17 protein-coding genes are annotated in these 17190 nt (G+C 72.1%); 8 read left to right on the top strand and 9 right to left on the bottom strand.

Annotated features, from left to right (window positions below):
• Positions 1 to 179: 179 nt before the first annotated feature.
• Positions 180 to 1682, top strand: coding sequence for a hypothetical protein (locus ASD48_RS32485; RefSeq protein WP_057605383.1), 1503 nt, complete (start codon positions 180 to 182; stop codon positions 1680 to 1682).
• Here ASD48_RS32485 and ASD48_RS32480 read toward each other — a convergent pair.
• The 5 genes from ASD48_RS32480 to ASD48_RS32460 form a co-directional block, all read right to left on the bottom strand.
• Complete coding sequence (locus ASD48_RS32480) at positions 1670 to 2353, bottom strand: TetR/AcrR family transcriptional regulator (RefSeq protein WP_057605382.1); 684 nt, start codon at positions 2351 to 2353, stop codon at positions 1670 to 1672. The genes ASD48_RS32485 and ASD48_RS32480 overlap by 13 nt on opposite strands.
• Before the next feature lie 199 nt (positions 2354 to 2552).
• On the bottom strand, positions 2553 to 3248 hold the full coding sequence (locus ASD48_RS32475) for an HAD family hydrolase (protein ID WP_057605381.1): 696 nt from the start codon (positions 3246 to 3248) through the stop codon (positions 2553 to 2555).
• 75 nt (positions 3249 to 3323) lie between these two features.
• Positions 3324 to 3995, bottom strand: a complete 672-nt coding sequence (locus ASD48_RS32470; RefSeq protein WP_057605380.1) for a phosphatase PAP2 family protein — start codon at positions 3993 to 3995, stop codon at positions 3324 to 3326.
• Positions 3996 to 4908: 913 nt separating this feature from the next.
• On the bottom strand, positions 4909 to 5844 hold the full coding sequence (locus tag ASD48_RS32465; protein WP_057605379.1) for a M56 family metallopeptidase: 936 nt from the start codon (positions 5842 to 5844) through the stop codon (positions 4909 to 4911).
• 81 nt (positions 5845 to 5925) lie between these two features.
• Entirely contained in the window at positions 5926 to 6468 is a 543-nt protein-coding gene (locus tag ASD48_RS32460; protein WP_057605378.1) for a DUF5134 domain-containing protein, read from the bottom strand.
• A gap of 259 nt (positions 6469 to 6727) precedes the next feature.
• Here ASD48_RS32460 and ASD48_RS32455 point away from each other — a divergent pair, with 259 nt between their 5' ends.
• Positions 6728 to 8350, top strand: coding sequence for an FUSC family protein (locus ASD48_RS32455; RefSeq protein ID WP_057605377.1), 1623 nt, complete (start codon positions 6728 to 6730; stop codon positions 8348 to 8350).
• A gap of 215 nt (positions 8351 to 8565) precedes the next feature.
• Entirely contained in the window at positions 8566 to 9108 is a 543-nt protein-coding gene (locus ASD48_RS32450; RefSeq protein WP_057605577.1) for a MarR family winged helix-turn-helix transcriptional regulator, read from the top strand.
• Positions 9109 to 9157: 49 nt separating this feature from the next.
• On the opposite strand, the gene ASD48_RS32445 is transcribed toward ASD48_RS32450, so the two are convergent.
• Both ASD48_RS32445 and ASD48_RS32440 read right to left on the bottom strand, forming a co-directional pair.
• Complete coding sequence (locus ASD48_RS32445) at positions 9158 to 9922, bottom strand: VOC family protein (protein ID WP_057605376.1); 765 nt, start codon at positions 9920 to 9922, stop codon at positions 9158 to 9160.
• Positions 9923 to 10346: 424 nt separating this feature from the next.
• Positions 10347 to 10739 (bottom strand): VOC family protein, encoded by a 393-nt coding sequence (locus ASD48_RS32440; protein ID WP_057605375.1) that lies wholly within the window; start codon positions 10737 to 10739, stop codon positions 10347 to 10349.
• 74 nt (positions 10740 to 10813) lie between these two features.
• Between ASD48_RS32440 and ASD48_RS32435 the strand changes: the two genes are divergently transcribed.
• Positions 10814 to 11353, top strand: a complete 540-nt coding sequence (locus ASD48_RS32435) for a GNAT family N-acetyltransferase (protein WP_057605374.1) — start codon at positions 10814 to 10816, stop codon at positions 11351 to 11353.
• Positions 11354 to 11368: 15 nt separating this feature from the next.
• Here ASD48_RS32435 and ASD48_RS32430 read toward each other — a convergent pair whose 3' ends face one another.
• Positions 11369 to 12052: a glycerophosphodiester phosphodiesterase family protein gene (locus ASD48_RS32430; RefSeq protein ID WP_057605373.1), complete on the bottom strand. Its 684-nt coding sequence runs from the start codon at positions 12050 to 12052 to the stop codon at positions 11369 to 11371.
• Between the two features lie 288 nt (positions 12053 to 12340).
• Here ASD48_RS32430 and ASD48_RS32425 point away from each other — a divergent pair, with 288 nt between their 5' ends.
• From ASD48_RS32425 to ASD48_RS32410, 4 genes are all read left to right on the top strand, one after another.
• A complete protein-coding gene (locus ASD48_RS32425; RefSeq protein WP_057605372.1) occupies positions 12341 to 13738 on the top strand; it encodes a DUF6421 family protein in 1398 nt (465 codons plus the stop codon).
• 41 nt (positions 13739 to 13779) lie between these two features.
• Complete coding sequence (locus ASD48_RS32420; RefSeq protein ID WP_057605575.1) at positions 13780 to 14526, top strand: SDR family NAD(P)-dependent oxidoreductase; 747 nt, start codon at positions 13780 to 13782, stop codon at positions 14524 to 14526.
• On the top strand, positions 14523 to 15593 hold the full coding sequence (locus ASD48_RS32415) for a low specificity L-threonine aldolase (protein WP_057605371.1): 1071 nt from the start codon (positions 14523 to 14525) through the stop codon (positions 15591 to 15593). Before ASD48_RS32420 ends, ASD48_RS32415 begins: the two co-directional genes overlap by 4 nt.
• Before the next feature lie 81 nt (positions 15594 to 15674).
• The gene (locus tag ASD48_RS32410) at positions 15675 to 16268 is read left to right on the top strand and encodes a transglutaminase domain-containing protein (RefSeq protein WP_057605370.1); all 594 of its coding nucleotides are present in this window, start codon (positions 15675 to 15677) and stop codon (positions 16266 to 16268) included.
• A gap of 136 nt (positions 16269 to 16404) precedes the next feature.
• Here the strand turns inward: ASD48_RS32410 and ASD48_RS32405 are convergent, their stop codons facing one another.
• Positions 16405 to 17133 (bottom strand): lysophospholipid acyltransferase family protein, encoded by a 729-nt coding sequence (locus ASD48_RS32405; RefSeq protein WP_020125921.1) that lies wholly within the window; start codon positions 17131 to 17133, stop codon positions 16405 to 16407.
• Positions 17134 to 17190 lie beyond the last annotated feature (57 nt).

Genomic DNA, 17190 nt, shown 5'->3' with positions numbered 1-17190 from the left:
GAAGCAGGTGAGTCGAGGACGGGGCGCCGTCCTCGTCTGGATCTTCGCACCATGAGTCGCACTACTGAACCGAAAGATTCATGACGAGTGCGTTGCCAGCCTTTGATATGTGCATGATGAAGACGATACTTCGGAGCACCGCGAACCGTTCCGCGTGAACGGCGACAAGGGAGGACGCAGTGACCCTGTTGAACGACCTTCGAACGCGACGCAGACGGCTGGGGGTGGCCGCCGCGTGCACCGGACTGCTGGCCGCGCTGCTGACGGCCGTTCCGGCAGCCGCGACCCCCGACCCGGGGGACGGGCCGGCCGTGCAGCAGAAGGTGTCCGAGGGCGCCCGGGCCGAGGCGGCGGCGGCGATCGCCGACGGCGAGATACCGGGACAGGACGAGATCGTCCACTCCGACAACATCGAGCACCTGACGAACATCCCGAAGGACGCCCTGCCGGGCACCAACTCGGACCTCGCCTTCCAGGGCAGGTACGCCTTCTCCGGGAACTACGACGGCTTCCGGATCTTCGACATCAGCAACCCGAAGTCCCCCAGGACCGTCGCCCAGGTGCTCTGCCCCGGCTCGCAGAACGACATCTCGGTCTCGGGCGACCTGCTTTTCCTGTCCACCGACTCCTCGCGCAGCGACAGCAGTTGCAACAGCACCACGCAGCCGGTGACCGAGAAGTCCTCCTGGGAGGGCATGAAGGTCTTCGACATCAGCGACAAGGCGAACCCCAAGTACGTCGCCGCCGTCGAGACCGCCTGCGGCTCGCACACCCACACCCTGGTGCCCGAGCGCAAGAACGTCTACATCTACGTCTCCTCGTACTCGCCGAACGCCGCCTACCCGGACTGCCAGCCGCCGCACGACGGCATCTCGGTCATCAAGGTGCCGCGCAAGACGCCGGAGAAGGCCGCGATCGTGAGCTTCCCCGTACTGTTCCCGGGGGAGGGGCCGGACGGCGGCGGCAACCCGGGCTCGCCCACCAACCCCGGGGTCTCCAAGACGACCGGCTGCCACGACATCACGGTCCTGCCCTCCAAGGACCTGGCGGCGGGCGCCTGCATGGGCGACGGCATCCTGTTCTCCATCAAGGACCCGGAGCACCCGAAGGTCATCGACCAGGTCCAGGACAACGTGAACTTCGCGTTCTGGCACTCGGCGACCTTCAACCAGAAGGCGAACAAGGTCGTGTTCACCGACGAACTCGGCGGCGGCGGCGCGGCCACCTGCAACGCGGCGACCGGGCCGGACAAGGGCGCCGACGGCATCTACGACATCGTCGGCAAGGGCGACAAGCGCAAGCTGGTCTTCCGCAGCTACTACAAGATCCCCCGCCACCAGGCGGACACCGAGAACTGCGTGGCCCACAACGGCTCGCTGATCCCGGTCAAGGGCAAGGACATCATGGTGCAGGCCTGGTACCAGGGCGGTGTCTCGGTCTGGGACTTCACCGACTCGTCGAAGCCGAAGGAGATCGCCTACTTCGAACGCGGTCCGCTCGACACCCAGGTGCTGAGGGGCGGCGGCTCCTGGTCGGCGTACTACTACAACGGTTACATCTACTCGAACGACATCGCCAAGGGCTTCGACGTGCTGAAGCTCAGCGACCGGCGCACCGACCCGGCCAAGCGGGTCCGTCTCCACGAGCTCAACGTCCAGACCCAGCCGGACTACTTCGACTGACCCTCGCTCCGCGGAGTCGTCGGGTCGGTCGCGAAGAAGCGCGACAGATCGGTGTCACTCCTCCCGCCGGGCGCCTCGGCGTCCGGCGGGACCCCCTGCTCCCAGTCGAGCCGGTAGCGCGCGAACAGTTCGGCGCGCAGCGTCGTGAGCGGCAGGGGCACGTTCGGCAGCACCATCGCGTAGACCGCTCCCATCAGCTGCGAGCGCAGCATCGGGTAGTCGTGGTCGACGTCCTGCGACCCGTGCCGGGCCGCGGTCTCCCGCAGCATCTCGGCCAGCCGTTGCTGCTCCGGGCACTGCACGAACCCCTCGGCCTGCAGAAGACCCGCCATGTGCTGGCGCATCAGCACCGTACGGTCCCGGGCCAGGCCCAGAATGGCGTCGATGGCCCGCGCCATCCGCTCCCGGCCGTCCTCGGTGCGCGGCTCCCGCTCCAGCGCCTCCTCCAGCGTGCGGTGCATCAGCCGGTGCACGGCCGACTGGACCAGCTGCCGCTTGCCGGGGAAGTAGTACGACACCAGACCGCGCGCCGAGCCGGCCCGGTCCGCGATGTCACCGAGGGTCGTCGCCTCGTACCCGTGCTCGCTCACCAGCTCCACCGCGGCCTGAAGGAGGCGTTCCCGGGAACGCCGCCGCAATTCTTCATTGACCGAGGCGCTGCGCGGGGACATCCTGGAACTCCTGCGTTGACTGGCTGGCAGCCAACTATACTCAGGGGCAACCCGGTGGGGTTCCGCTTCGGAGCACACCGGGCTGCCGCCTGCTCTGGGCGACGCGGGGGATCGCCCAGAGTGGGCGCGCTTTTCCCGTAATGGTGGCCTCAGGCGACCGTCGGAAGGGGGCGGTCCGAGGCTGTCGCCGTCGGACGGGTCACCCCACCCGGTCCAGCACCGTCCGCAGCGCGTCCGGACGTTCGGCCGTCGGCAGATGGTCCACGAAGTGCACCGCGCATCCCAGCGCCGCCGCCCCGCCGTCCGCGCGCCGGTCGTCGCCCACCATCAGGGTCCGGCCGGGATCGACGTCCAGCGCCTCGCACGCGGCCGTGAACAGCCGGGGGTCCGGCTTCTGGAACCCGTGCTCGTACGACAGCGTGTACGTGTCGACGTACCGGTCGAGGCCGTGCTCCCGGAACACCGGCCGCAGGTCCCAGCCGATGTTGCTGACCACGCCGACCCGGAGCCCGCGCTCGCGCAACCCGCTCAGCACGTCGAGGGCGTCGGGGTACGGCGCCCAGGCCGCCGGGACCCTGTGCCGTTCGTACAGGGCGTCGTGCAGCGCGGGATCCGGCAGCGCCACCTGACGGGACAGACCGGTGTACGCGACCCGGTGCAGCTCCGCGCTCTCGTCCCGCACCCGCCACACCTCGGCGACCCCGGCGGGCAGCCGGACCGGACTCGCCCCGCCGGGCAGCGCGCCGGCCGTCTCCAGTGCCCGCGCCTTCTCGGCGAGCTCCGAGGCGGGCAGCGCGACGCCCGCCGCCTCAAGCACCGCCCGCAGCCAGGACTCGGCGGACTCGATGCGGAAGAGGGTCCCGGAGAAGTCGAACAACACTGCTGTCCTGTGCATGGCCCCGAGTCTATGAATCCGCCGTACCGTCACCGTCGCCCCCATCGCCCCCATCGCCGCCTCGTCCCGGCAGGGTCACGGGCGCCAGCGCAGATGTGCCGCGATCGCCAGCGCCACCAGCAGGGCGCCCAGCAGCCAGCCGGCCAGGACGTCCGAGGGCCAGTGCACGCCCAGCCAGATCCGGGTCAGTCCCACGCCCACCACGGAGACCACCGACACCGCCAGCGCCGCACGCCACACGCCAGGGGCGACGCCGTGCCGGTGCAGCAGCCACAGCAGGAGGCCGAACACCACCGTGGCCGTCAGGGCGTGCCCGGAGGGGTACGCCGCGTAGTGGGCCGAATCGACCGGGTCGGACCACACCGGGCGGGAACGGCCCACCCCCGCCTTGAGGGACTGCTGGATCAGTGTGCCGACCGCCGACGTGACGACCAGCCACCCGGCCGTCCACCAGGCCCCGTGCCGCCACACCAGCCACACCGCGACCGCCGCGCCCAGCAGACGCATGGTCAGGGGGTCCCAGACCCAGTCCGTGAGGATGCGGCAGGCCTGGGTGACGTCGGGGTCGGCGACGGCCCACCGGTGGGTGGTCCGGGAGATGTCGCCGTCCGCGGAGATCAGGGGATGCCAGTCGGCCGCGACCAGAGCGAGCAGCAGGGCCGAACACAGCCCCAGGACCAGTGCGGTCCGGAGCGGCGTGCGCAGGGCCGGGCGGCGGGGCTGGGAGTCGACGGTCGGACGGGGCATAGGGAGATCCTCGCCGAACGGTGGGCCCGGATGCGAACCCGGGGCGCTCGGTCCGGGATCCGAGGGCGTCGGCCCGGCCCCGGAGCCGGTGGCGGCAGCTGACGCGGCGGCCTCCACCGCCGACGACAGCTGCCTTGGCGGCCGGGGCGGCGGCCGCCCGCTGTCGTGCGAGGGGTGTCCGCCTTGGTCGTGGGTGGTCGGCCCGGTCGAGGGGCGGGTGAGGGGGGCCGGTGTGGTCGGCCCGGTCGAGGGGCGGGTGAGGTGAGGTCCGGCGTGGTCGGGTCGGCCGGGTGGGGTCGCGCGCGCTGCCCGGAGCCGCTGGTGAGGCCGCAGGTGACCGGTGCTCGTGCTCCCCTCCCGCGAACTGGTCACTTCGGTCCGGTGGTCGGTCCGGGTGCGGCGGGTATGGCCTGGCCGCCGGTCGGGTCGAGGGCTGGCCGGATCGGGTCCGCGGCTGTTCGGGTCAGGTCCGCAGGCGGGCGGCGGGTTGGGTGGGTCGGGTGGGTCGGGTGGGGTCGGGAGGCGGTGCCTCCGGAGCGCTGCCGACCGTGGCCCCGGGGTGGCTGGTCGGCCTCTTCGGGTGGTGTTCCGGCAGCTGGTGTGGACGCCCCACGGGAGGCGGAGCGGCCGACCGGGCCTCCGGGGTGGTGGGGAACGCAGGGTGGCCGGGGTCGCGGGTGGTCGGGCCTCAGGGGGACCGGAACCTCGGGTGGGCAGTGACCCCGGGTGGGCAGTGACCCCGGGTGGGCAGGGCCCCCGGGTGGCCGGGCCTCGATGGTCGGGTCTCCGCGGTGGCCGGGACCTCGGGTGGGCCGGGCCTCCGGGGTGGTCGAGCGCCGGTGGGGTTGCCCGGCTGTCGTTGGAGCTGCTGCTTCTGGTTCCGGGGCGGTGGTTCGGGCCGTGGGGTTCAGGTTCAGCCCAGGGTCCGCAGGGCGGGGACCAGGGTCACCAGTACCGGGATCACCGGTACGAGGGAGGCTCCCGCCGTCAGTCGTAGTCTGCGGGCCACGGTGAGGCGGTCGGGCGGTGTGAGCAACCGGTGCACGCGCTGCGGGACATGGGCCTGCGGGGCGGGGGAGGGGCCGAACACCCCCCGGTCCTCGTTGAGTTCGACCAGCGCCAGCGCGGTCGTCCGCCGGCCGAAGCGCCGGGAGGCCATGTCGTCCGCCGACAACTCGACCAGCCGGTGCATCTCGTCGCGGAACGCGGCGAACACCGGCACCTGCGGAAAGGCCGTGGCCAGTGCGGTGGAACAGTTCAGCAACCAGTGGTGACGTGCCTGGACGTGCCCCTGCTCGTGCGCCAGCACCGCATCCAGCTGATGCCCCTTCAGGCGCTGCAACGCGGCCGTGGTGACGACCAGTTGGGGTGCCGTGCCCGCCAGCCACCAGGCGTCGGGCCGCTCGCCCTCCAGGACGAGCAGTCGGCCGGACGCGGACTCCTCGCCCGGCAACAGCGGTGCGCGCAAACGGAGTTCGGCGTGCCGCGACCGGCGCCCGGCCCGGCTCCGCAGCACCTCCCGTACGAGCATCGCCCCGCTCCACAGACCGCCGCACGCCAGCGCCACCGCTGTCGCGGCCGCCCAGGGGCCCGTCGCGCCCAGCGCGTACGCCTCCACCACCGAGCGCGGGGCCGGCGCGAAGACATGACCGCGCACCGCCTGCCAGGCCGCCGCCGCGCTGAGCGTCATCGACAGCGCACAGCACAGCAGGACCGCGGCCACCACGCACTGCCACACCCACAGCGCCACCACCGGTTCGCGGTCCGGCCAGTCGGCCCGGGCGATCAGCCGGGGGGCGATCACGGCGGTCAGGGCACCGAGCAGCAGCAGTACCGCGGGGACCATCATGGGCAGCAGCCTATGAGCGGCGCACCGCTCAGGGGTACGCCTTCTCGCGGCGAAGTGACGTAGACCACGCGCGAGTTGGGCTCACATCGTCAGCAGCATGGCGAGCATCCCGATCCCCATCGACAGCCGGCACGCCCGCGCCACCTCGGGCCGGTCGCTCCAGGCCACGGCCCCGCCACCCGCCCCGGCCACCGGCAGCAGCCGGACCCCGGCGAGCAGGACGTATCCCGTGAAGTACAGGAGCAGCACCCCCGTCAGCACGGGGACGCCCGAGCCCCCGTGCCCGTGCTCGTGGGCGGGCGCGGCGGCCATCGCGGCCGCCATGTAGACCATGGCCCCTGCGCCGACCAGATGGTGCAGGTGGTGGGCGCTGACACGGGCCGCCCACAGGGCCCGTAACGCGGCCGCTCCGAAGACCGCCGCGAAGGCCGGCCAGGCCCACGCGGGCGGGGTGAACGCGGCCGCGGGCACCGCCATCGCGGCCATCCCGAAGCCCATCAGCGCCTCGCCGCCCGCGGCCCTGCGCTGCTCCTCGACCGCGCTGCGCATCCGCAGCAGGCAGTAGGCCCCGGTCGCCGCACACAGCGCCACCAGCAGCCAGCCGGGCGAAGCCGGTCCGTGCACGCGCACCTCCCCGCTCGACGTTCGCAATCGAGGGTTGCGATGCCCACGGCACACCGTGCGCACGCGGGCGCAAGGGTGTACACGGGGGGCATTCGACGGAGCACGGAAATATTTCACGGGTAAAACACATGCTAAATTAGTTGGTATGAGCAGTGCGACCCCGCAGCACCCCAGCCCCGAAGCCCGCCCGCAACCGCGCGGCGGCCGGCACGGCCGTCGGCGCGGGCAGCGCCCGGGGCGCCGTCTCCCGATCGCCGGAGTGCTGCGCCTGGGCCGGCCCTCCGACATCTGGTTCAAGCCCGCCCTGAGCGTGATCGCCGCCGTCGCCCCGCCGAACCTGATCCTGCTGGCCCTCGGGCGGCTGGACCTGGCGATGTACACGATGGCCGGATCCCTGTGCGCCCTGTACGCCCACAACCGCCCCTACGCGGCCCGGGCCCGCGTCCTGGCCTGGGTGGTGCTGGGCATGACCACCGGATTGGCCCTCGCCCTGCTCGCGGCCTCGCTGACGGACGACGCCGTCGCCCTGGTCACCGTCGGCGCGCTGCTCGCCGCCGCGCAGAAGGCCCTCTGCGACGCGACCCGCCTCGGCCCGCCCGCCAACGTCGTCCTCACCTTCATCAGCTCCGCCGCTCTGTTCACCCCGCAGACCCTCGGGCAGGTCCCCGGTCACCTGGGGCTGGCACTCGCCGCGGGCGCCTGGGCCTGGCTGATCGGCATGGCGCCCGGCCTGCTGCGGCCCCACGGCCCCGAGCGCCGCGCCACCGCCCACGCCCTCGACGCGGCCGCCGCCCACGCCGCCCACGCCAACACGGACGGCCCCGGCGACGGCCACGCCCGGACCCGCGCCGCCGCGGCCGCCGCCGTGCACGCCGCCTGGCAGACCCTGCTGGCGGCTCGCGCCACGGAGACCCGGCGGACCCTGGAACGTCTCGTCGTCCGCGCCGAGATCGCCCTCGCCGCCCCCGCCGACACCGACCCGAAGCTGCTGCGCGACTGGGCCCGCGCCCTGCGCGGCACCGGCCCGGTACCGCACCCGCGCGACCTGGTGGACGACGACGAACTCCTCGGCGTCGACGCCGAACTCGCCACCGGACGACCGCCGCTGTGGCTCCGCCTCGGCCCTCTCGCGCCGATCGCCGCGCGCACCGCCCTCGGCTGCGCCCTCGCCGGGTACGCCTCGCTCGCCGTCGGAGTCGGGCGCCCCTACTGGGCCCTGGTCACCGCCGCGTCCCTCTACCAGGCGAACATCACGCTCACCTGGAGCCGCGGAGTCCAGCGCGTCGTCGGCAACCTGGTCGGCGTGCTCGCCTTCGCCGCGCTCGCCCCGCTCGCCCATCTCACCCAGGCCGCCCTCGTCCTGATCTGCCTCGCGCTGAACTTCGGCGCCGAGGCGCTGATCAGCCGCAACTACTGGCTCGGCAGCGTCTGCGTGACCCCGATGGCGCTGCTCATCACCGAGTTCGCGCAGGTCCAGGACTCGGGCCGACTGATCACCGAGCGGCTGGCGGACACCCTCGTCGGCGCCGTGGTCGGTTTCGTCGCCGCGCTCGCCGTCACCAACCGCCGGGCCGGCGACCGCCTCGGGCACGCTCTGACGGCCGCCGAACGGGCCCGCGAGCAGGCCGCCCGCCTCCTGGCGGAGCCGCGTCCCGCCCCCGGCGCCCTGGAGTCCGCCCGCCGCGGCCTCGCCGCCGCGCTGGTCGACCTGCGCGCCACCGCCGACGCCGCGTCCGGCGAGTGGTGGCAGCGGGCGCTGCCCGAGGAGCGGGTCGTCGCGGTCGAACAGTCCGGACACCGTACGCTCGCGGCGACGGTACGGCGCCAGGGGCTGCTCCTGGACCGGGAGGCGAGCACGGGAGCGGAGGACGTACGGCGATGACGGCGACGCAGGGACGGGCGGCGGCCGGGAACGGGACGGGGGAAGGGGCGGCGACCGGGTCGGGTGGAGATCCGGCGACCGAGGCGGAATCGGCGGCCGGCGGCCCCGGTACCACCGGCGACCGTCCGAGGAGCAACGACGGGCGGCGGAGCGGGGGACGGCAGGGCAGCGGGGAACAGCAGCGCAGCGGTGGCTCGCGGGGCAGCGGCGACCCCGTGAGGCCGACAGAGCCGGGACAGTCCGCGGGGCCGGTACGGGCCGACACCGTCGCCGCTGTCGTACGGCAGTGGCAGACGGTCCGGCCCGACCTCGACACCGGCCCCATGGAGATCATCGGCCGCGTCAACCGCTGCGCCGCGCTGCTCCAGCAGGCCGAGGACGCCCCCCTGCGGCGGGCCGGCCTGAGCCGAGCGGAGTTCGACCTGCTCGGCGCGCTGCGCCGCACCGGCCATGAGCTGACGCCCGGCGAACTGGCCCGGGAGACCTTCTCCTCCGGGGCCGCCGTCACCAAGCGGCTCAAGCAGCTCACCGAGCGCGGGCTGGTGGGGCGTCGCGTCGACAGCCGGGACCGCCGGGTCGCCCACCTCCGCCTCACGGACGCCGGGCGGGACCTCGTCGACGGCATCATGCCCGAGCAGCTTGTCTACGAGAGTGCCGTGCTGTCCGCCCTGGACGACGACCGGCAGGGCGAACTGGCGGATCTGTTGGGCGAGTTGCTGAGCCGACTCGAGGGGCACATGCGGACCCTGCGGGTCTGAGCGCCGGGTCCGCACGGGAGCGGACGGCATGATCGCGATCCGTCGGCGTTCACCCCTCGTCGCCCGCCCGGTACACGCCGAAGACCGCGCCCTGCGGGTCCCGCAGCACGGCGATCCGTGGACCGTCCGGCACCGAGGTCGGTTCCATGAGGGCGGTGCCGCCCGCCTCCACCGCCGTCCTGGTGGACTCCTCGACGTCCGTCACCGCGAAGTACGGCAGCCAGTGCGGGGGCACCTCGGGCGGGAACTTCTCGTCCATCGCGATCATGCCGCCGAAGTCCGCGCCGCCGACGCCCCACTGGAGGTAGTTCTCCGACGAGCGGACGGTCCAGCCGAACACCGTGGTGTAGAAGGTCTCCGCCCGGTGGCGATCGCGGGTCAGCAGCTCGACCCAGCCGAGCGAGCCGGGCGCGTTGAACAGCCCGGCGCCCGGGAAGGTCCGCGCCTGCCACAACTGGAACGCGGCCCCACCGGGATCGAGGGCGACCACGAAACGACCCACGTCGAAGACGTCCATCGGGCCGACCAGCACCTTGCCCCCGGCCTCCGTGAGCAGCCGCGCGCTCACGTCGGCGTCGGTCACCGCGAACGACACGTTCCAGGCGCACGGCTGTGCCTCCTGGTACAGGGGGCTGAGCGCGGCGACGGCCGCCTCGCCGAGGTGCGCGACCGTGTAGCCGCCCGCCTCCTGGCGCGGGTCCGTCTGCGCGCGCCAGCCGAAGAGCGCCGCGTAGAACCGCTTTGCCGCCTCCAGGTCACTGGTCCCCAGCTCGGCCCAGCAGGGCCCGCCGGGCACGGGCGCGTCGAGCTTCATGGCGTTCCTTCCGAAAGGGGCCCCCTTCAGCACGCTATGCCTCGGTCCGCGCTACGGCATCCGGTGGCCGCCGAGGCCCCGAAACAGGGCCCGGCCTGGCCCGATGGCCACGACACCCCGCCGCTGAACCCTCGGCACGCCCGGCTGCGGCCGGCAGAGCGTGCGGCCCGCCGACCCACAGCCGACCGACGGGGAGGACCGACCCGCACAACCGGACCGACCGGACCGTTCTGCTCAGATACAGCCGTCGGGTACCCGTTCCCCCCGGTTTCCCCGGCCGGAGACCGGATCGCCTCCGATCGCCGGCTGGCACGGAGTACCGGATCGCCTCCGATCGACGGAGTACCGGATCGCCTCCGGTCGCCGGCAGGCACGGGTCGACTCGGGTGCCCCACTCCCGGCCCCCCCGCCGTGGCCGACCGGCTCAGATTCCCGGCCGGTACCGGATCGGATGGTCCGCCGGTACCTCCACCAGGACGATCGGCGTGCCGTCCGGATCGGCGATCCACATCTCGAGGAGGCCCCACGGCTCGCGCACCGGCGGCCGGACGATCTCCACTTCCCGGGCACGCAGCTCGTCGTGCGCCGCCGCCAGGTCCGGCACCTGCAGCCACAGCCGTACGGAGGGATCCGGCGGCGTCTCCGACCGGCCGGAGACCTCCAGGAAGCCGCCGCCCAGGAAGTAGACGACCCCGCGCTCCGGCCCCGTCCCGAACTCCCGGTGGACCGCCAGGCCAAGCCGCTCGCCGTAGAAGACACGGGAACGCTCGGGGTCGGTCGGCCGGAGCAGGGTCCTACTGCTGAGTACGTGCACCATGCAGCCGGAGCCTACCGGCGCAGGGTCTACGCTCGTCGGTGCCCCAGCCGAGTCAGAGACCGGAGAACGCCCGCATGGACACCGCCGCCACCGCATTCACCTTCCGCGACGCCGTCGACGCCGACGTGGACGCGCTCGTCGCGCTCATCGAGTCGGCCTACCGCGGAGACGACAGCCGGGCCGGGTGGACGACCGAGGCCGACATCCTCCAGGGGCAGCGGACCGACCCCGACGGTGTGCTCGCGGTCATCAAGGCGCCGGACAGCCGGCTGCTGACCGTCGAGCGGCAGGGCCGGATCGTCGCCTGCTGCCAGCTGGAACACCGCGGCGGCCACGCCTACTTCGGCATGTTCGCCGTCAGTCCCACGGTCCAGGGCGGCGGCCTCGGCAAGACGGTCATGGCGGAGGCCGAGCGGCAGGCCCGCGAGGACTGGGGCGTCACCGAGATGCACATGACCGTGATCTCCGTGCGCGAGGACCTCATAGCCTGGTACGAGCGCCGCGGCTACCGGCGCACCGGTCGCATGACCCCCTTCCCCTACGGCGACGAGCGCTTCGGCATTCCGCAGCGCGACGACCTCCAGTTCGAGCTGCTGGTCAAGGAACTCGTCTGACCGTCAGGACCCGGCCTAGGCCGTGAAGCGGCCCGTGCGCCTGATCTCCGGGTAGTCGGTGGTCGCGCCGTCGAGTTGCAGGGCGCGGACGAGCCGTAGCTGGTCCTGGGTGTTGACCACCCAGCCGATGATCCGCAGGTCCCGCTTCCGCGCCTCCTCGACGATCTCCAGGGTGAGCCGGCGCAGGTTGAGACAGACCGTCGCCGCGCCGGCCTCCACGGCGCGGTCGACGATGTCGATGCCGTAGCGGCTGCCGATGAGCGCGGTGCGCACCCCCGGGACGAGGCGCGCGATCTCGGCGACGGCCTCGTCGTGGAAGGAGGACACCTCCACGCGGTCCACCAGGTCGCGCGCGTGCATCACCTCGGCGAGCGCCCGCGCGGCCTGGACGTCCTTGATCTCGGCCTGGAGGGGGAGCTTCACGGCGTCCAGGACCTCCTCGAAGAACGGCACGCGCTCGCCGCGGCCGGCGTCGAGGGTGCGCAGCTCCGCGAGCGTCTGGTCGGCGATGGGCCCGGTCCCGTCGGTCGTCCGGTCCACCTCGGCGTCGTGCATGACCACCAGAGCACCGTCTTTGCTCAGATGCAGATCCAGTTCGATGACGTCCAGGCCGCCGTGCTCGGCGGCGACGAAGGAACGCAGGGTGTTCTCGGGCTCGACACCCATGACTCCGCGGTGACCGATGGTGAGGAAGTTCAAGACACGACCCGCTTCCGTCGACGGCTTGGTCCGGAGGAGCACGCAGCCTAGTGGCCCGGAGGCCGTCAAGGACATGAGCGTGCACCGAGGGTTCCTCTACCCGCCCGGGCCGGAGATCCGACCCGCTGGACTGGCGCTAGCGGAAGTAGCCGCATCTTCGGTGTCAGGCAGGAAAAAGTGCGGTGAAGATGAGGGAGCGCAGGATAATTTCCGGAGGCCCCACTTGCTGGAAGAATCCTCATATGCATACGGTGTCCTGACGCGAGCTTCTCCAGTGAAGGATGGGACATGACGGAAATTCTTGTGCAGGCGGCTACGGGGGAGCAGGTTCCTCCGGCGGACAGGGTGGTCGAGCACCCGGCGTGGCGCGTGCTCAAGGATGCGGTGGAGCGGATCCGGCCCTGGCAGTCGAAGGACGGGTCGATCGACTTCGCGGCCGAGGGCGCACCGCTGCGCACGGACGCCGAGCAGGCCGTCCTCGCGGTGATCGAGGCCGTCGAGGAGCTGTCCCCGCTGCTCCCGCACGACGCCGACTACCACCGGGCGCTCGCCAAGGACCTGCGGGTCTGGGCCGACGGCGGCTTCGGGGTGCCGGACTTCCTCGACTCGCTGCTGGCCTTCCAGCCCGCCGCGAACCGCCGCGACGGACTCCAGCACCTGGTCGTCTTCGCGATGTACACGCAGAACGGCAACCCGGACCGCAACCTGGAGGCGGTCGTGCTGCGCATGGTCTGGCCGGAGTGGCTGGCCGAGCTGGAGCGCACCCGCTACGACAACCCGCTGTTCTGCGGCATCACCTTCGAGGACTTCACGGCCGGCTACGACACCAACTCGGCCGTCCTCTTCCCCGAGACCATCGCCGTCCGCGAGGCGCCGGAACGTTTCTCCTGGGGTGGCATCTTCTGTGACCGCGAGGCCGCCCGCTTCCGCCGGGTGACCGACGCGGCCGTCGAGGTCCTGGGCCTTTCGCTGCCCGAGGACATCGCCGCCATGGTCCACGACCAGAAGCGCTGCGAGGAGGCCTTCGTCCTGTGGGACATGGTCCACGACCGCACCCACAGCCACGGCGACCTGCCCTTCGACCCCTTCATGATCAAGCAGCGCCAGCCGTTCTGGATGTACGGCCTGGAGGAGCTGCGCTGCGACCTCACCGCCTTCAAGGAGGCCGTGAAGCTGGAGGCCGACGGCGTCCCGCAGGCCCGTGACGTGCAGTACGCGGTCCTCTTCGACCGGATGTTCCGCTTCCCGGTCACCGGGGACCGGGTGCGCAACTACGACGGACTCGGCGGCCAGCTGCTCTTCGCCTACCTGCACAAGCACGACGTCGTCCGCTGGACCGACAACAAGCTGCACATCGACTGGCAGCGCGCCCCGCAGGTCACCAACCAGCTGTGCGCCGACATCGAGCAGCTGTACCGCGACGGCATCGACCGCCCCAAGCTCGTCCACTGGTTCGCCGCCCACGAGCTGGTCTCCGGCTACCTCGCCCCGCACCCGGGATCCAAGTGGGCCAAGGGCCCCGACGCCCTGGACCTGACCCAGCCGCCCCGCAAACTCGTCGACGACGTGCTTGCGGACGAGTTTCCGCTGAGCATGTTCTATGAGGCACTGTCCAAGAAGCTGAAGAACGTGATCGCCTCCACCAAGGGCATCACGGCGGACGGCGCCGAGCGGATCGCCGCGTGAGCGACCTGCGTACCGAGAACACTGCTCAGGAGGCGAAGACCATGGGGAACGGGGCTCTCAGCGGTGCGGTGATCGCGGTGGCCGGTGCGGGCGGACCGGCCGGCCGGGCGGCGCTGCTCCGACTCGCCGAGGCCGGCGCGATCGTCGCCGGCGCGGACAACGACCCCGAGCGCCTGGCGGAGGCCGTCGACGCGGCCCGCTACGGGGCCGGGGGCGCCACCGTCACCGGTGAGCCGGTGGACCTGCTGGACCTGGACTCGACCCGGGACTGGGCGCAGCGCGTCGAGAAGGACTTCGGCCGGATCGACGGCGTGGTCCACCTCGTCGGCGGCTGGCGCGGCAGCGAGACGTTCATCAAGACCAGCCTGGACGACTGGGACTTCCTGGAGCTGCTGCTCGTCAAGACCGTGCAGCACACCTCGCTCGCCTTCTTCGAGGGCCTCCAGCGCAGCGACCGCGGCCGGTACGTGCTGATCAGCGCGGCCGGCGCCTCGAACCCCACCGCGGGCAACGCCGCGTACGCCGCCGCGAAGGCCGCCGCCGAGGCCTGGACGCTCGCGCTCGCCGACGCCTTCCGCAAGGCCGGGGGCGCCGAGGGCCCGACCTCCGCGGCTGCGATCCTGGTGGTGAAGGCGCTGGTGCACGAGGCGATGCGCGCCGACCGCCCCAACGCGAAGTTCGCGGGCTTCACCGACGTCAAGGATCTGGCGGAGGCCATCACCGGAGTCTGGGAGAAGCCCGCCCCCGAAGTGAACGGACAACGTCTGTGGCTCACCGAGAAGCCGTGAACCCTCCGAAGACCGACGCACGGCGCCATCACGACCCGGAGGTCCGCGGTTTCGCCAGTGACAACTACGCCGGGGCCCACCCGGAGGTGATGGCCGCCCTGGCCCTGGCCAACGGCGGCCACCAGGTGGCGTACGGCGAGGACGACTACACCGAGCACCTCCAGGGGATCATCCGCAGCCACTTCGGGGCCACGGCGGAGGCGTTCCCGGTTTTCAACGGCACCGGCGCCAACGTCGTCGCGCTCCAGGCGGTCACCGACCGCTGGGGGGCGGTGATCTGCGCCGAGAGCGCGCACATCAACGTCGACGAGGGCGGCGCGCCCGAGCGCATGGGCGGCCTGAAGCTGCTCACCGTACCCACCCCGGACGGCAAGCTCACCCCCGAGCTGATCGACAGGCAGGCCTGGGGCTGGGAGGACGAGCACCGCGCGATGCCGCAGGTCGTCTCGATCACCCAGAGCACGGAGCTGGGCACGCTCTACACGCCCGAGGAGATCCGCGCGATCTGCGACCACGCTCACGCGCACGGCATGAAGGTGCATCTGGACGGGTCCCGGATAGCCAACGCCGCGGCCTCGCTGAACGTCCCGATGCGGACGTTCACCAACGCCGTCGGCGTCGACCTCCTCTCGCTGGGCGGGACGAAGAACGGCGCGCTGTTCGGCGAGGCGGTCGTCGTCATCGACCAGGACGCCGTCCGCCACATGAAGCACCTGCGCAAGCTGTCCATGCAGCTCGCCTCGAAGATGCGCTTCGTGTCGGTGCAGTTGGAGGCCCTGCTGGCCAAGGATCTGTGGCTGCGCAACGCCCGCCACGCCAACGAGATGGCCCAGCGGCTCGCCGAGGGCGTCCGGGCCGTGCACGGTGTGGAGATCCTGTACCCCGTGCAGGCCAACGGTGTGTTCGCGCGGCTCCCGCACGAGGTGAGCGAACGGCTCCAGAAGAAGTTCCGGTTCTACTTCTGGGACGAGGCGGCGGGTGTCGTGCGCTGGATGTGCGCGTTCGACACCACCGAGGAGGACGTGGACACGTTCGTCGCCGCGGTCAAGGAGGAGATGGCGCGGTAGCGAGAACTGCGGTTGCATAGGTATGCGGTCACCTGGAAAGTCATTGACTCACGGGTGATCGCTTTCCTATGCTCTCCCGTCATGGAGCTGATCCAGGAGAACCCCGACCTCTCGGCCTATCTGGCTGCTGACGACGTCATCGACCATCACCACCCGCTCGTGCGGGACACTGCCGCACGCCTCGCCAAGGACGCGAGGGACTCGTATGGTTATGCGCGCCTCGCCTTCGAATTCGTGCGCGACACCATTCCCCACTCGCAGGACGCCGATGACCCGCGCGTGACCTGGCGCGCCTCGGACGTGCTCGAGCAGGGCACGGGCGTCTGCTACGCCAAGGCCCACGCCCTGGCCGCCCTGCTGCGGGCCGAGGACATCCCGACCGCCCTGTGCTACCAGCGGTTCGCGCACGACGCGGGTGAGGGACACGCCCTCCACGGGCTCGTCGCCGTGCGCTTCAACGGCGCCTGGCACCGCCAGGACCCGCGCGGCAACAAACCGGGTGTGGACGCGCGGTTCTCCCTGGACGGCGAACGCCTGGCCTTCCTGCCCGACGCCGCGGCGGGCGAGCTGGACTACCCGGGCCTCTACGCGACACCGCATCCGGGCGTGCTCGCAGCCCTGCGGGCCGCCCCCGACCGGCCGCACCTGTGGAAGACCCTCCCCGCCGCACTGTGACCGCCCCGGGCATCCGGCCTCCCGCGGTGGCCGGGACCCCTGCCGCCGCGGCGGCGCGAGCCGGGCGCGGGGTCGGGCGAACGGGCCCCGGCCGGGCATATGCCGACCGAGGCCCGTAGGAGGCGTGTGAACCGCGTCAGCGGGCCTCGGCCGCGCGGACCTGCTCCGGCGTCGGAGCCGTGCCGCCCAGGTGGGCCGGCATCCACCAGGTGTCGTTCGCGTCCTTGGGGCGGACCGGGTAGGCGCGCTGAGCGGCCTCCAGGAGCTCCTGGACGCGCTCGCGCAACTGCCGGGTGATCGCGCCCGCGTACTTGTCGCGGGAGGCCTCGATGGCCTCGCCGACGCGGATGGTGACCGGGGTGTGACTGCGCTTGAAGTTGCGCGGGTGGCCCTTGGTCCACAGCCGCTGCGTACCCCACAGGGCCACCGGGATCAGCGGGACGCCCGCCTCCTGGGCCATCCGGGCCGCGCCCGACTTGAAGCTCTTGAGGGTGAACGACTGCGAGATGGTGGCCTCGGGGAAGACCCCGACGATCTCGCCCGAGCGCAGCGACTCGAGGGCGTGCGCGTAGGCCGTCTCGCCCTGGTTGCGGTCGACGGGGATGTGCTTCATCCCGCGCATCAGCGGGCCGGAGATCTTGTGGCGGAAGACGGATTCCTTCGCCATGAAACGCACGAGACGCTTCTGCGGGAGCGCGGCCAGACCGTCGAAGATGAAGTCGAGGTAGCTGATGTGATTGCTCACCAGCACGGCTCCACCCGAGCGCGGGATGTTCTCCGAACCCTTGCAGTCGATCTTGAGGTCCCAGGCCTTGAACAATGTCTGGGCGAGGCCGACGACGGGGCGGTAGACAATCTCTGCCATGGGCGGGGCGGACCCTTCCTTCTCTTTGCCGGGGAGGGGCTCCCGGCGGCAAAGTTA

The sequence above is a fragment of the Streptomyces sp. Root1310 genome (assembly GCF_001426425.1).
Classification (GTDB): Bacteria; Actinomycetota; Actinomycetes; order Streptomycetales; family Streptomycetaceae; genus Streptomyces.
This window is presented reverse-complemented; position numbering and strand designations above follow the sequence as displayed.